This is a genomic window from Parendozoicomonas verongulae (assembly GCF_009711465.1).
Lineage (GTDB): Bacteria > Pseudomonadota > Gammaproteobacteria > Pseudomonadales > Endozoicomonadaceae > Sansalvadorimonas > Sansalvadorimonas verongulae.
In genome coordinates this window covers 1-432 of sequence record NZ_SMME01000260.1, presented here as the reverse complement: position 1 = coordinate 432, position 432 = coordinate 1, and the positions used below count along the sequence as shown (strand labels likewise).

The following is a 432-nucleotide window of genomic DNA, read 5'->3' as shown; positions in this document are numbered from 1 at the left end:
AAACACAAGCGCATCCACACAAGGGAGAAATCCTTTGTCTGTAACCAGGACGGGTGCAACCAGGCTTTCGTCCAATTCACTCAGCTCACCAGACACAAACGCACCCAGCACAACAGTAAATATGAGTGACCCGGTCTGCCCCTTTCACAACCATATCCTGACAATAAACATCAACACCACAAGAGGCTGCCAGCTAAGTTGCTATCATCTTTGTTCTTTTTATGGAAGGATGGGAATGATCTTCAGGCTGAACGTTGTTGCCACCAGTCTGTGCATAGTGATCGGTCTGTCTGCAGTGGCCACCTATGCAGCAGAAGACAAGAACAGATTTCGTCACCTTACTCCGTTATGGCCATTAGATGAGATATCGACAGGCAGTATTGCCATACACCCAGCGGACAACACACATATCCACCCCGGTGAAACCACATC

1 protein-coding gene is annotated in these 432 nt (G+C 48.4%); it reads left to right on the top strand.

All coding sequences use genetic code 11. The features are described from left to right. Positions 1–235: 235 nt before the first annotated feature. Positions 236–432, top strand: a 197-nt coding sequence (locus tag E1189_RS24355) for a hypothetical protein (RefSeq protein WP_230459836.1), incomplete at its 3' end; no start/stop codon positions are given.